Source organism: Xiashengella succiniciproducens (assembly GCF_023674465.1).
Lineage (GTDB): Bacteria > Bacteroidota > Bacteroidia > Bacteroidales > Marinilabiliaceae > Geofilum > Geofilum succiniciproducens.
The window spans coordinates 1491938-1506369 of sequence record NZ_CP098400.1; the positions used below are offsets into that span (position 1 = coordinate 1491938).

The following is a 14432-nucleotide window of genomic DNA, read 5'->3' on the forward strand; positions in this document are numbered from 1 at the left end:
AACCTGATAGGAAATCGCTTCGTAATCCCGCACGACACCATACCATAAACCGTTGTGCGTCAGCTAAGAACCGAAGTGCTAAATATTAAACATTGAGAAAAACAATATTTTATATCGCATTGATTTTATCTGGATTAGGTATTCCATTAAACATTTTTGGGATTCTTAATACTATGGTCAGCCTCAAATATGAAACAGATAATCCAAGAGATTGTATCTCTTTAGTTACTGGAACTGATTTATGTGAATTAATAACAAGAATGAAAATATGGATTCTGATTTGTGTTCTATTGATTACAATTCTTTTGATTTTTAGGAAACGACTTTTAAAAACAAATAATTCAAAACCCGAAACAAAATGAAAAAACTACTGATTCTTTTACTGGTTTCAATTTCCGGATTTGTGTTTGGACAGGATAAATACAACTATGTAAGCTTTGATAAATTAACAGAAGTAAAAGGAACTGAATATGTAATCGCCTCGATTGAAAACAGAGGTAAAATTGAAACTAAAAGCAAATATCTTCTTTTCATTAATACAAAAGACGGAAAGACAAAACAGATTGATTTACCTAAAGACTCGTACATAAGGACAGTTGAACAGATACAGATTGAAGAACTTGACATTAACAAGATTATTTTAGTCGCAAAAACAATAAATCTCGATGGTGATAAAGAAATTGATTGGAGTGACCCACAACAGATATTCATACTTTCAACTGATGGAGAAACTAAAACTCAATTGACTGACAATGGATTTTTTGCTCGCACATGGACAACAAATGAAAAAACAGGAACGATTACAATAACAGGTCATTATGATTCAAACTCGAATGGAAAATACGACAAGACTGATAAAAATGAAATTCTTATATTCGATTTGAAAACAATGGAATTAAAGACAAAAATATAAAGCCGAACGCACAACACTTTGTATAAGTAATGGCAGGTGATGTAGCAAATATCAAGGTTTGTAGCTCGCTCAAACTGCGTAGCGGTTTGACAGGAAATTACCACGCAATCTGCCACTACTCATACAATTTACCGTTATGCTGCATTTTAAAAACAACATATATGACAATTATCGATGAAATTTTAAAAGAACGACCTGTAGGGACTGACTCAAATGAAAAAGTTTGCGATTTTTTACTCAGTAAAGCAATTCAAGCTGGATATAAAACGATTACTTTACAATTTGACTGTAAACGTTGGACTAAAGATTTTTCATATATTGATTTGGATGGCAATCAATACGAACTATTCCCCAGCCCTTTTTCTCAGCCCTTTGAAAAAACTGGTGATTTAGAGATAGTCTCAACACTGGAAGAATTACAAAATAAAAATATCACAGATAAAATTGTATTACTTAATGGTGATTTAACCCAGCAACCGTTGCAACCCAAGAACTTTCCATTCTACTATCCCGATGAGCATAAAACAATAATTGATTTATTGGAAGATAAGCAACCTAAAGCAATTATTGCTATTACAGGCAAGCATCCAATGTGCGGACTAAATCCATTCCCATTGTTCGAGGACGGGAACTTTTTAATTCCATCAGCATTTGCAAATAAAACAACAGGTGAGAAAATCACTGGAAGAAAAGGATTAACCAAATTGAAAATAGCTTCTAAAACGGAAAATTCTGTTGGTCGACAGATTATTGCTTCCAAAAAAAGTAATGGGAAAGGTAAAATTGTTGTTTGTGCACACATGGACTCTAAATATGGAACAATAGGTGCAATAGATAATGCTGCTGGAATTGAAGTTTTATTTCAGATATTAGACAATTTAAAGGATTATAATGGGGCATATGATATAGATTTTGTTCCATTCAATGGTGAAGAATATTATGGGGTTATTGGGCAATTAGAATATTTAAAGCATAACGGGAACGAGAAGTCTGAAATAAAACTTGTCATAAATATTGATTCGCCTGGACATGTAGCATCTAAAACTGCATTGTCAACTTATAATTTTATTGATTGTAAGCAAACTTGGTTAGATACAAAGATTTCTAAAAATGATTACATTGAAGAAGGTTCACAATGGTATGCTGGTGACCATGCAATGTTTGCATTTCAAGGAGTTCCTTGTATTGCAGTAACTTCATCAAATTTATTTGAAACAGTATTGGACTTGACACATACATCCAATGATACAATTGGTAATGTTGATTTTGATATTTTGAAAAAAACATCAGATTTTTTGACGGAATTGATTAAAGATTATAACGATTAAAATAAAAAACGCAGCATAATATATAGGAATATGAGCGGTCGGAACGACCCAGCGATTATTCTCGGTTGAACTACATCCCGCTAGGTCTGCAGGCTGCTTTTATGGACTTTAAGTCGGTTTTTGATGTTTTTGGCAAGGCCACCCGTGGTACCGTCTTCCCGTTTTTAAGCATTTGAACTTAAGAAGTGACTGGTCGTAGTGGCTGAGAAGTTGAAAATCTGTTCCTTTTTGGCTGAAAACCTACCGTTAAGGCAATACGATGCCGAACCTCATGTCAATGAAGTTTTTAAGGGGGTGTTTTGGCGGTTACTGCAACTTCGCAAAAAGCAATAAGGGCAGATTTCCTGCGGGTGACCGTATCCTGGGTAAGGTTCTAATGACAATCAGACGTCCCTCTTTGCAATGCGGACATTTGGTTAGGTCAAATCCATTCAGCCTTAAAATGCGCTCTGAGGCCGTTTCATCGTTTTGGTCAGCTGCCATCTGCTCAATGTCGGGCTTTTCATCGGGCACAAATTGTAAATCCAGATGAAGCTTTGTAGAGTGATGATAAATGCCGAATCGACGAATACGCACATAACCATCGGGCATTACATGCAAAGAGAATCTACGCAGAAACTCTTCGCCGGTCAGTGATACCGGTTTCTTTTGTGCCCGGTCCCGGTAGTCTTTAGCTACGAAAGTTACGTGTGTTGGATCAACGTTCAAGATCCGCTGGTTGCTGATGGCAATGCGATGGGTGTATTGCCCCAGATACCTGATAACATGCTCGGCACCTGCCATAGAGGGCTCGCAATAGACCACCCACTTTTTTTGATGGGCCTTCTCTAAGCAGACTTTAAAGCCATCCATTGCAGAAAGTTTTCGCAGCTCCCTTTTTATGCTGTCTAGAAATTTGCCTTTAAAGGCAGCACTCAACTGGTGCACCGGATACAGATAATTATCATATTTGCCGATATGGCGCCATTTCCCCGACAAGGAATAACCGGCTGCCGGGACAATGCAGTGCAAATGCGGATGCAGAGAAAGGTTCTGCCCCCAAGTGTGCAACACCGCAACGGCTCCGGTTTCACAACCGTAATGTGTATAACCGAAGCTGTGCAGCGTACGGCTGGCAGCACGGAACAAGATGTTGCAATAAAGCCTTCTGTCCCACAGATAAATCTGGTTGAGCTCATGAGGTACCGTGAAAATGATGTGGTAGTGTTTCACCGCAAGTGTTGATTTCATCAGCTTCTCAATCCAAAGAGCCTGTTTGGTTCCCTGGCACTTGGGACAATGGCGGTCTCGACAGCTGTTGTAACTGTAGTGTATCACACCACAATCCTTACAAACCTGCTCATGACCACCCAAAGAGGCTGTGCGGCACTGGAGGATGTTGTACAAAACCTTGATTTGTTTGGGGGATAGCTCACCGCTCTGCAACAAGGATTTCCCAAATTGGCGGACAATGTGAGCCAATTCATGCTTGCTATTGCAGTGCTTTTCCATAAAGGGTATCTAAAGGGCTGTGAGGGTTTATGTGCTGGCACTGAGCAACATGAAGATAAATCATTGTAGTAGAAATGTCGGCATGGCCCAATAAATCCCTTAAGGTTACGATGTTTAATCCCTGCTCCAGTAAATGCGTGGCGTAGCTATGCCGCAAAGAATGGAGATTGACACTTTTGGCGATAGAGGTCTTTTTAAGGTTCTCCCGCATTACCCAGGATAATCCTTTAACGCTGTAGCGACCGTCAGGCTCTTTGCCATTGAATAGCCAAACATGCGGGTTCTCGGCTCTTAGATACTTCTCGAGTCCAATGGCCATAGTGGGAGACAAGGGGACAATTCGGTCTTTTTTGTATTTGCTCTGCCGAATATGGATGACCATGCGCTCAAAGTCAATATCAGAGATCTTAAGATTGATGACCTCCTGTCCTCGCAATCCGGCTGAATAAATGAGCGTAAGGATTATCCGGTGCTTAAGCAGTGTAGGTGCTGCTGTAGACTTACCCCTTATCAGACAACTACAAAATAGACATTTTTTTTCTTGAACCATATTTCTAAATGCTTTTTCAGTGAGCTGAGAGGTTCTGTCAAGGGCGGCTGAGGAACGAAGCCGTTTATATACCCTTGACAGGTTCTGGCAGCGAACTTTCTTTGCTATTTAAAATATGGTGGTTATACTCGTTTTTAACATAATCTAAGGGAGATTTACCTCCCAATGATTTATGTGGATGAAATTCATTATAATCATCCATCCATTCTGAGACCAGATGTCTAACCTCAGATAGGTCATTAAACAAGTATGCATCGAGAATGTCCTCTCTGAAAAAGCGGTTAAATCTTTCAATATATGCATTTTGGGTTGGTTTTCCAGGTTGAATGAATTTTAACTTAATTTCGTTGTCTTTTGCCCATTTCTGCAGAGCATTAGAGATAAACTCAGGCCCATTATCAACTCTTATTTTCATAGGTTTTCCTCGCCAGAATATGATTTCATTAAGCACTTTTATTACACGTTCTGCTGGTAAAGAGAAATCCGACTCAATGGCCAAGGCTTCTCTGTTGTAATCATCAATAATATTTAATACTCGGAATCTACGGCCATAAATCAAGCTGTCACTCATAAAATCCATAGACCAAGTATGATTGATGCCATTGGGTTGCTCCAGTGGTTCTTTTATACGAGCAGGCAACCTTCTTTTTCGTTTTTTGCGTAGGTTTAGCTGTAGCAAGCGATAGACTCTCAATACTCGCTTGCGGTTCCATCTATAGCCTTCTTGGCGTATTCGACCATAATATTCATCAAAGCCACGCGTTGGAAGTTTCTCTGACAGTTCTTCCAACTTGTTGATGACTTCAACATCGTTTCGTTTGCTTTCATAATACCACATGGAGCGATGCAATCCAATCAATCGGCACGCCCTGCCGATGCCGATCAAGTATGTGGAATGCAAGTATTCGGCTCGCTCTTTTTTCTCGCAGGGCTTTAAAACTTTTTTCCAAGCAAATCCTTTAGCATCAAGTTATCTAAACTCTGATCTGCATACATCTGCTTGAGTTTACGGTTTTCTTCCTCCAGTTCTTTTAAACGTTTTAACTGAGAGGCTTCCATACCAGAATACTTCTTGCGCCAATTATAAAATGTAGCCTTGGCAATGCCATGCTCGCGACATATCGTTTGAGCATCAATACCACTTTCATACTCCTTTAGAATTTTTACAATTTGGCTTTCTGTGAATCTTGTTTTTTTCATAACTCTGTTTTGACTGCTTAAAATTAATAATTTGTCTAATTTTAAACTGTCCGATTTTCAGGGAAGGCTACACTGCAAACAGCATTTTCAGTTCCTGTTGGTTCAGGACAATTGGCAACTTGGTGTCCTGCTTTAATGAAGGCAAGGCAATGGCCTTTTTGTTCATGCCCAACAAACGGTAGTAATACCTAAGACCGTAAACCATGTGTTTGAAACTGCTGCGCGAAGGCGCCTTGGGATCACGTGCCAAAGCAACCAGGTACTCATTGATCTCGTCTTCGCTAACCTGTTCGGGTAATTTTTCAAAATGAATGACAAACAGGGCAATGCGCCTGATGTAATTATTCAGGGTGCTGGCGCTTTGGCCACGAAGTACCACCTGATGCTCCAACTTCACGGCCCTGGACTTGAATTCAGGGACAAGTACCATGGCACGCTCAACAATAGTTAAGCTTGTTTTCTTTCTCATAACTGCATTATTTTAAAGTGAATAATACAGTTATAACGGCTTGCGGCTAGAAAGATTTGTGTTATTTTTGAAAGGAGCTATCCCGTAGGGATTTAGTTCAACAAAGCTGTATACGGCAGCCGGGGCTCCATATCATATTGCGGGTTTCGCTCTACCCTATTCACTGCGTTTGGCCTAAAACTTTCGTAACGGGCAGAAAAGCCCCGGCCGACCGCATACAGCCGGACGTTGTGTGTAACTTTGCGACAAAAAACGGAGTGGCCGAAAACCGAACAGAGTAGGCATTAAAAAATAAACACAGGAAATATGGATTACAAAGTAGTGCCATTCGTGGCTCAAATCACACAGAAAGACACCACTGCGACAGTGGCAGGACAACTTCAAGCTTTAATCAACGAACACTCCTCACAAGGTTGGGAATATGTTCGTTTGGAAAATGTTGAAACGTAAGTAGCACCGGAGAACGGTTGTTTCGGAATTGGAGCAAAGCCCGGATTTAATACAATTTTCAAAATGGTTGTGTTTAAAAAATGAAATTCATTTTACTTGGTATTATTCGCTTGTATTGGACAGTTTTTCCAGTACACAAGAGACGACCTTGTGTGTTTGAGGAAAGTTGCTCTAACTATGTTTATCGCATAACAAAGGAAAAAGGATTTTTCAGTGGACTATTAGCATTGAAAAAAAGATTTCATCAATGCAGACCTGGCTATACGATTCACAAAGACGAGCAAACCGATACATTTGAATTATACCTTAAAGACGGAAGTATTATTACGAATGAAAAAATCTCCCGAACACTGCTTCCGCCTTTTAACTATAATTACACATTAAAAAAACAATAATATGGACATTGAAATTTGGCATATTTGGATAATCATTGCGGTTCTGCTTTTTATAGTAGAAATTTTTACAACGGGATTTTTAACTGCAGCTCTTGCTCTTGGATGTATTGCTGCTGGGATTTCATCATACTTTGACTATGGAATAAAAATTCAACTCCTTTCATTTTCCATCGGGACACTCATTGGATTTTTTGGTGTGCGACCTTTTATGCTCAAATATGCTCACAGAAAAAGTGATAAAATAAAAACCAATGCGGATGCACTTGTTGGAAAAATCGGAAAAGTAACAGAAGCTATTGATAATATTAAAAATCAAGGGCGTATAACGGTTGAGGGAGACGACTGGAAAGCAGAAACAGAAAATGATGAAACTATTAACACAGGTGAAAAAGTTGAAGTATTAAAAGTAAACTCCACAATTTTAATTGTTAAATCACTAAAAAAATAAAACTATGGGTATCACAATCATTTTAGCATTAATTGCATTATTTGTAATTGTTTTTGCCATCATGGGTTTCAAGATTGTTCAGCAATCTGAAACAATGGTAATTGAACGATTGGGAAAATACAGTCGTACACTTACTTCAGGAATAAACATTATCTGGCCAATCATTGACAGACCAAGGGAAATAATGTGGCGTTATATCCGGGAAGGACTTGACGGCAAAAATATTATTTTAAATACTTTGGTCACCAAAATTGATTTACGGGAAACAGTTTACGATTTTCCAAAACAAAATGTTATTACAAAAGACAATGTTGTAACTGAAATCAATGCTATTCTGTATTTTCAAATCATTGACCCCGTAAAAGCAGTTTACGAAATTGCTAATTTACCAGATGCTATTGAAAAACTCACACAGACAACTTTGCGGAATGTTATCGGTGAAATGGATTTAGACCAAACATTGACATCACGAGACACAATTAATTCCAAATTACGGGCTGTACTTGACGAAGCGACCCATAAATGGGGAGTAAAAGTTAATCGTGTGGAATTGCAAGATATCAATCCTCCACACGACATCCGAGACGCAATGGAAAAACAAATGCGTGCAGAGCGAGACAAACGGGCTAAAATTCTTGAAGCTGAAGGTACAAAGGCACAACTTTCATTAGAAGCAGAAGGACATAAAGTAGCTGAAATTAACCAAGCAGAAGGTGAAAAACAAGCACAAATTTTAAGGGCAGAAGGTGAAGCACAGGCACGATTAAAGGTTGCAGAAGCGGAAGCGGAGGCAATCAAAAAAATTACCCAGGCAATTTCTACAACCAAAAGCGACCCTGTAAACTATATGGTTGCTATTCGTTACATTGACACTTTAAAAGATATGGTAAGCGGTAAAGACAACAAAACAATTTATATCCCTTACGAAGCAACAGGTGTATTAAGTTCAATTGGGGGTATCAAAGAGTTATTTAACATGACGGACAAATAACACCGAAATACTCAGTTGGCTGAACAACTTGGAAAAAGCTACAACATGGTGAACGGCTATGTGCAAAACCGACAACAGCCAAGACTTAAAGTGCTTTTTGAAATTGCCAAAATATTAGGAGTGAAACCACAAGAATTTTAGAAAGAGATAAAATGACAAGCACAATACAACGACAAGAACTACAAAACAAGATATGGAAAATAGCCAACGAAGTCCGAGGCTCGGTAGATGGATGGGACTTTAAACAGTTTGTATTGGGTACGCTGTTCTATCGTTTTATCAGTGAAAATTTTGCCAATTATATGAAAGGTGGAGATGAAAACATTAATTATGCAAGCCTTTCTGATGATGTGATTACACCTGAAATAAAAGATGATGCGATTAAAACAAAAGGCTACTTCATTTATCCAAGCCAACTTTTTGTAAATGTTGCCAAAACAGCTAACACCAACCCTAACCTAAATACAGACTTAAAAGCAATTTTTGATGCAATTGAAAGTTCTGCCAATGGCTATCCCTCAGAATCCGAAATTAAAGGTTTGTTTGCCGACTTTGACACCACAAGCACTCGATTAGGTAACACCGTTGAAGCCAAAAACAGTACTTTGGCTAAAGTATTGAAAGGAATTGAAGAACTTGATTTTGGAAATTTTGAAGATAATCATATTGACTTGTTTGGTGATGCATATGAGTTTTTGATTTCCAATTATGCAGCCAATGCAGGAAAATCAGGAGGTGAGTTTTTTACACCTCAAAACGTATCCAAACTCATTGCACAATTGGCGATGCACAAGCAAGACAAAGTAAACAAGATTTACGACCCTGCCTGTGGTTCGGGTTCTTTACTGTTGCAAGCTAAGAAGCATTTCGACAATCATATTATTGAAGAAGGTTTCTATGGGCAAGAAGTGAACCCCACCACGTACAACTTGGCTCGTATGAATATGTTTTTGCACAACATCAACTACGACAAGTTTAATATTGCACTTGGAAATACACTCATTGACCCTCATTATGGCGATGAAAAACCTTTTGATGCTATCGTTTCAAATCCTCCTTATTCTATCAAATGGATTGGTAATGATGACCCAACACTAATTAATGACGACCGTTTTGCTCCTGCAGGTGTGTTGGCACCCAAATCAAAAGCAGATTTTGCTTTTGTACTTCATGCTTTAAGTTATCTTTCCAGTAAAGGGAGGGCAGCGATTGTTTGTTTTCCCGGTATTTTTTATCGTGGCGGTGCAGAGCAGAAAATCAGAAAATATTTGGTAGATAATAACTTTGTTGAAACCGTTATCTCTCTTGCTCCAAACTTATTCTATGGAACTTCTATTGCAGTAAATATTTTGGTGTTATCCAAACACAAAACCGACACTAAAACACAATTTATCGATGCTACTGGTGACGATTTCTTTAAGAAAGCCACAAACAACAACGTGCTGGAAGACAAACACATTAATAAGATAATACAAATCTTTGATAAGAAAGAAGATGTGGCACACGTGGCTATTTCCATTGACAATGACAAAATTGCTGAGAATGATTACAATCTTTCTGTAAGTTCTTATGTTGAAGCCAAAGACACTAGGGAAAAAGTAGATATTGAAGAATTGAATAATGAAATAGCCAAAACTGTGGCTAAAATAAATGCACTGCGTGCTGATATTGATAACATTATTAAAGAAATTGAAGCATGAGTTATTTAGAGAAAATATTAGGAGTCTTTGAAGTTGAATGGAAGGTGCTGGGAGAAGTTGTTGATTTAATCACAACAGGACGACTAAATGCCAATGTAATGGAAGATAATGGTATTTATCCTTTCTTTACATGTAATGAAAAACCATATAAAATAAATTCTTATGCATTTGATTTAGAAGCGATATTAATTTCTGGAAATGGTAGCCAAGTGGGACACCTAAATTACTATAACGGAAAATTTAATGCATATCAAAGAACATATATTATTGGTGAGTTTAAGGATTCGATTGAGGTACAATATTTATATCATTATCTGAATCATACATTGCGTGGATATATTACTAAACACTCTAGAAAAGGCTCAGTCCCATATATAACAATGCCAATGCTTGTTAACTTTCCCATTCCTGTTCCTGATATTGAAATCCAAAAAGAAATTGTTCGCATCTTGGATAGTTTCACAGAGCTTACAGCAGAGCTTACAGCAGAGCTTACAGCTCGTAAAAAGCAGTATAATTACTATCGAGAACAGCTCTTCTGTTTTGAAGAAGGAGAAGTGAAGTATTTACCTCTTGGAGGAGATAACGGAGTTGGTGAGTTTATCAGAGGAGGTGGATTGCAGAAAAAAGACTTTACAGAAACAGGTGTTGGGTGTATTCATTATGGTCAAATATATACTCACTATGGTACATATACTGATAAAACCAAAACATATGTTTCTGAAGAATTTGCGGAGAAAGCACGTAAGGCTAAACATGGAGATTTGGTCATTGCAACTACAAGTGAAAATGATGAAGATGTGTGTAAAGCGGTAGCGTGGTTGGGGTATGAAGAAGTAGCAGTAAGTAGTGATGCTTGTTTTTATACTCATAGCCTGAATCCTAAATATGTTGCATACTTTTTTCAAACAGAGCAATTTCAAAAACAAAAAAGGCCATTTATTACAGGCACAAAAGTTAGGCGTGTTAATGCAGATGATCTTGCAAAAATTAAAATTCCTGTTCCTTCTCCAGAGGAACAAGAACGCATTGTTACTATCCTTGACAAATTCGACATACTGACCACTTCAATTAGCGAAGGACTTCCGAAAGAAATTGAATTAAGGAAAAAGCAGTATGAGTATTATCGTGATTTATTACTAACCTTTCCTAAGAATAAAATAGAATAATAAAATGGGACAGTCGTTAACAGTAATAGCACAAACACTAAGAGACGCCGATAAAAAAGTGCAACTAATCTATGCTTTAATGGCTCTGGTAATACTTGTTTGTTTAGTGAATATAAACAGTTGATAGCCCCAAAAGAACTTGAACAGAATTTACGTCATCATGTCGAGAATAAATACAAGTACAACGGAACAAAATGTCACAGTATAAAACCATAGCAGAATCAAACAACTTTATTGTGTTGGATAAATTCACCAAGTATACTGAGGTGAATGAGGCACCTGCTGTTTATCAAACCGAGGCAGCACTTGAAAAAGAATTTATTCAAGACCTAATCAATCAAGGTTATGAAAATCCTACAAACATAACTACGCAAAAAGCGATGTTGGCGAATGTGAGAATGCAATTGCAATCGCTTAATAATATGGAATTTTCGGATGGTGAATGGACTCGTTTCGTAGAAGAATATTTGGACAAACCAAGCGATAACCTTGTTGAGAAAACAAGAAAAATCCACAACGACTATATCTACGATTTCGTTTTTGATGATGGGCATATTCAAAATATCTACTTGGTTGATAAAAAAAATGTCACACGAAATAAAGTACAGGTAATATCACAATTTGAACAGAAAGGTTATCATGCCAATCGCTATGATGTAACCATCCTAGTAAATGGTTTGCCATTGGTTCAGGTTGAATTAAAAAAACGAGGTGTTGCTATTCGTGAAGCATTTAATCAAGTTCACCGATACAGCAAGGAGAGTTTAAATAGCCAAAATTCATTATTTAAATACATACAGCTTTTTGTTATTTCGAACGGTACGGATACCCGTTATTTTGCGAACACTATAAAACGTGACAAGAACAGCTTTGACTTTACCATGAATTGGGCAAAAGCTGACAATATGCTGATAAAAGATCTAAAAGATTTTACAGCAACATTTTTTGAAAAAAGAGTATTGTTGAATGTATTGCTAACCTATTCGGTTTTTGATACAAGCGATACACTTTTAATTATGAGACCGTATCAAATTGCAGCTACGGAAAGAATGTTGTGGAAAATTGAAAGTTCATATAAGGCTAAAAACTGGTCTAAGCCAGAAAGTGGTGGTTATATATGGCACACAACAGGTTCCGGCAAAACGCTTACTAGTTTTAAAGCGGCACGTTTAGCCACGCAATTGGATTTTATTGATAAAGTATTCTTTGTAGTTGACCGTAAAGATTTGGACTATCAAACTATGAAGGAATATCAGCGATTTTCTCCCGATAGTGTGAACGGATCAGAAAGTACAGCAGGTTTAAAGCGAAATATAGAAAAAGACGATAATAGGATTATAGTAACAACTATACAAAAGTTAAATAACCTCATGAAGAGTGAGAGTGATTTAGCGATTTATCAAAAGCAAGTTGTTTTCATTTTTGATGAGTGTCATCGTTCGCAGTTTGGTGAGGCTCAAAAGAATTTAAAGAAGAAATTCAAAAAGTATTATCAATTTGGTTTTACAGGAACACCTATTTTCCCGCAAAATGCTTTAGGTGCAGAAACTACCGCAAGTGTTTTTGGTCGTGAATTGCACGCTTATGTAATAACAGATGCTATTAGAGATGAAAAAGTACTAAAATTCAAAGTTGACTATAATGACGTTCGTCCTAAGTTTAAAAACATCGAAAGCGAACAAGACGAAAAAAAACTGAATGCGGCAGAAAACAAAAAAGCATTGCTTCATCCGGAACGCATCAAAGAAATATCTCAGTACATTTTACAGAATTTCAGAATAAAAACGCATAGGACTCAGGGAAGCAACAAAGGGTTTAATGCAATGTTTGCCGTAAGCAGTGTGGATGCAGCCAAATGCTATTATGATGAATTAAACGACTTGCAAAAAGAGAGCGACAAACCTTTAAAAATTGCGACAATCTTCTCTTTTGCAGCAAACGAAGAGCAGAGTGCAATAGGTGAAATAGCTGATGAGACTTTTGAGCCTTCGGCAATGGATGTTACTGCCAAGGAGTTTTTAACTAAAGCAATCAATGACTATAACGCAATGTTCAAAACAAGTTATAGCGTTGATAGCAATGAATTTCAGAATTATTATCGCGACCTTGCCAAACGTGTAAAAAACAAAGAGGTTGACTTACTCATTGTGGTTGGAATGTTCTTAACTGGCTTTGATGCTCCAACACTAAATACATTGTTTGTTGACAAGAATTTACGTTATCACGGGTTAATTCAAGCCTTTTCACGAACAAACAGAATTTATGATGCCACAAAGACCTTTGGTAACATTGTAACATTCCGTGATTTAGAACAAGCAACTATCGATGCTATTACACTTTTTGGCGACAAGAATACCAAGAATGTAGTTCTTGAAAAGAGTTACAAAGAATACCTGGAAGGCTTTACAGATATTATTACAGGTGAAGCACGCAGAGGTTATGTGGAAGTAGTCAAAGAGTTAAATGAGAAATTTCCTAACCCTGACGAAATCGTAAAAGAGAAAGACAAAAAGGAATTTGTAAAATTATTCGGGGAGTATTTGAGAATTGAAAACATACTCCAAAACTACGATGAGTTTAACCATCTCAAAACACTACAAACGATTGACATCAACAATCCAGAAGCTGTCGAAGAATTTAAAAAGACTCATTTCATATCGGATGAGGACTTTGCAACTATGCAGCAAATTGAATTGCTCAAAGAACGGACAGTGCAGGATTATCGCTCTACTTACAATGATATTCGTGATTGGTTAAGACGAGAGAAAAGCGGTAAAGAGCCGGAAAAATCTACCATCGACTGGGATGATGTTGTGTTTGAAGTTGACTTGCTGAAATCGCAGGAAATAAACCTTGATTACATTCTTGAATTGATTTTTGAGCATAACAAGAAAAACAAAAACAAAACTGACTTAATCGATGAAATTCGTAGGGTGATACGTGCAAGTGTAGGGAATAGAGCAAAAGAGAGTTTGGTTGTTGATTTCATAAACGAAACCGACCTTGACACTCTTCAAGACAAAGCGAATGTAATAGAGTCATTTTTTATGTTTGCTCAAAAAAAGCAAAAGGAGGATGCTCAAGCATTAATCAGAGAAGAAAATCTAAATGAAGAAGCAGCAAAACGTTACATAATAGCATCTTTAAAGCGAGAATATGCAAGCGAAAACGGAACAGAACTCAATGCACTTTTACCGAAAATGAGCCCTTTAAATCCTCAGTATTTGACTAAAAAGCAAACAGTATTTCAAAAGTTAGTATCGTTTGTAGAGAAGTATAAAGGAGTTGGAGGACAATTATAAAATGTAGCCTTCCCTGAAAATCGGAC

General features: G+C 37.3%; 15 protein-coding genes. 11 read left to right on the forward strand and 4 right to left on the reverse strand.

All coding sequences use genetic code 11. The features are described 5' to 3' along the window. Positions 1-92 precede the first annotated feature (92 nt). The 3 genes from M9189_RS06295 (at position 93) to M9189_RS06305 (ending at position 2241) form a co-directional block, all read left to right on the forward strand. Positions 93-362, forward strand: coding sequence for a hypothetical protein (locus M9189_RS06295; protein WP_250725465.1), 270 nt, complete (start codon positions 93-95; stop codon positions 360-362). After that, positions 359-913: a hypothetical protein gene (locus M9189_RS06300; RefSeq protein WP_250725467.1), complete on the forward strand. Its 555-nt coding sequence runs from the start codon at positions 359-361 to the stop codon at positions 911-913. The genes M9189_RS06295 and M9189_RS06300 overlap by 4 nt, the downstream gene beginning before the upstream one ends. Positions 914-1074: 161 nt before the next feature. Next, positions 1075-2241 carry a M28 family metallopeptidase gene (locus M9189_RS06305; protein WP_250722686.1) on the forward strand — a complete coding sequence of 389 codons (1167 nt, stop codon included), beginning with the start codon at positions 1075-1077 and terminating at the stop codon, positions 2239-2241. Positions 2242-2547: 306 nt separating this feature from the next. On the opposite strand, the gene M9189_RS06310 is transcribed toward M9189_RS06305, so the two are convergent. The 4 genes from M9189_RS06310 to M9189_RS06325 form a co-directional block, all read right to left on the reverse strand. Further along, positions 2548-3732, reverse strand: coding sequence for an IS91 family transposase (locus M9189_RS06310; protein ID WP_250725469.1), 1185 nt, complete (start codon positions 3730-3732; stop codon positions 2548-2550). Beyond that, positions 3713-4282 carry a tyrosine-type recombinase/integrase gene (locus M9189_RS06315; protein WP_250725471.1) on the reverse strand — a complete coding sequence of 190 codons (570 nt, stop codon included), beginning with the start codon at positions 4280-4282 and terminating at the stop codon, positions 3713-3715. The genes M9189_RS06310 and M9189_RS06315 overlap by 20 nt, the downstream gene beginning before the upstream one ends. 64 nt (positions 4283-4346) lie before the next feature. Beyond that, positions 4347-5482 (reverse strand): IS3 family transposase gene (locus M9189_RS06320; protein ID WP_250722613.1). Its coding sequence is split into 2 segments (ribosomal slippage): positions 4347-5230 and positions 5230-5482, totalling 1137 coding nucleotides; the frame shifts between segments, so codons are not numbered across the junction. 67 nt (positions 5483-5549) lie between these two features. Then, positions 5550-5951 carry a phage integrase N-terminal SAM-like domain-containing protein gene (locus tag M9189_RS06325; RefSeq protein WP_250725473.1) on the reverse strand — a complete coding sequence of 134 codons (402 nt, stop codon included), beginning with the start codon at positions 5949-5951 and terminating at the stop codon, positions 5550-5552. A 306-nt stretch (positions 5952-6257) separates the two neighbouring features. Here M9189_RS06325 and M9189_RS06330 point away from each other — a divergent pair, with 306 nt between their 5' ends. From M9189_RS06330 to M9189_RS06360, 8 genes are all read left to right on the forward strand, one after another. Then, positions 6258-6401, forward strand: a complete 144-nt coding sequence (locus M9189_RS06330) for a hypothetical protein (protein ID WP_250725475.1) — start codon at positions 6258-6260, stop codon at positions 6399-6401. Between the two features lie 80 nt (positions 6402-6481). Further along, the gene (yidD, locus tag M9189_RS12965) at positions 6482-6796 is read left to right on the forward strand and encodes a membrane protein insertion efficiency factor YidD (RefSeq protein WP_045090119.1); all 315 of its coding nucleotides are present in this window, start codon (positions 6482-6484) and stop codon (positions 6794-6796) included. Between the two features lies 1 nt (position 6797). Beyond that, positions 6798-7244, forward strand: a complete 447-nt coding sequence (locus M9189_RS06335; protein ID WP_045090120.1) for an NfeD family protein — start codon at positions 6798-6800, stop codon at positions 7242-7244. Positions 7245-7248: 4 nt separating this feature from the next. Further along, positions 7249-8235: an SPFH domain-containing protein gene (locus tag M9189_RS06340; RefSeq protein WP_250725476.1), complete on the forward strand. Its 987-nt coding sequence runs from the start codon at positions 7249-7251 to the stop codon at positions 8233-8235. 15 nt (positions 8236-8250) lie between these two features. Then, the gene (locus M9189_RS06345) at positions 8251-8376 is read left to right on the forward strand and encodes a helix-turn-helix domain-containing protein (RefSeq protein ID WP_256469257.1); all 126 of its coding nucleotides are present in this window, start codon (positions 8251-8253) and stop codon (positions 8374-8376) included. Positions 8377-8387: 11 nt separating this feature from the next. Beyond that, entirely contained in the window at positions 8388-9935 is a 1548-nt protein-coding gene (locus M9189_RS06350) for a type I restriction-modification system subunit M (RefSeq protein WP_250725478.1), read from the forward strand. Beyond that, positions 9932-11104, forward strand: coding sequence for a restriction endonuclease subunit S (locus M9189_RS06355; protein WP_250725480.1), 1173 nt, complete (start codon positions 9932-9934; stop codon positions 11102-11104). The genes M9189_RS06350 and M9189_RS06355 overlap by 4 nt, the downstream gene beginning before the upstream one ends. A 194-nt stretch (positions 11105-11298) precedes the next feature. Continuing rightward, a complete protein-coding gene (locus M9189_RS06360; protein ID WP_250725482.1) occupies positions 11299-14406 on the forward strand; it encodes an HsdR family type I site-specific deoxyribonuclease in 3108 nt (1035 codons plus the stop codon). Positions 14407-14432: the final 26 nt, after the last annotated feature.